Source organism: Flavobacterium nitrogenifigens, assembly GCF_003254565.1.
Lineage (GTDB): Bacteria > Bacteroidota > Bacteroidia > Flavobacteriales > Flavobacteriaceae > Flavobacterium > Flavobacterium nitrogenifigens.
On sequence record NZ_QJRI01000029.1, the window covers coordinates 1 to 253 of the forward strand.

At 38.7% G+C, this 253-nt stretch carries 1 protein-coding gene; it reads right to left on the bottom strand.

What is annotated here, in order from left to right; translation table 11 throughout:
• Positions 1–253: hypothetical protein (locus DM397_RS00125; protein ID WP_162615407.1), on the bottom strand; the 253-nt coding region annotated here is incomplete at both ends.

Below are 253 nucleotides of genomic sequence, written 5' to 3' on the forward strand. Positions count from 1 at the left end.
ACTGGTTTTATGAACACTAAACCCTTTTACCAGATTAAAAAGATGATCGGCAATTCTTTTAATAAGCTGCGCGTCATATATATTGGCATTGTACTTCAGTTCCACAATCAATGAAGGTGGTGCTGATGGCGGTGAGGGAAGTATCCCGATGTGAAAATCATAATTGGTTTGTTCGAATACTTCAATAGATTCTACGGTAAGCTGGTTTTGGCTGTTTTCCATATCGGACTTGACAATATCCTGTACCGGATAA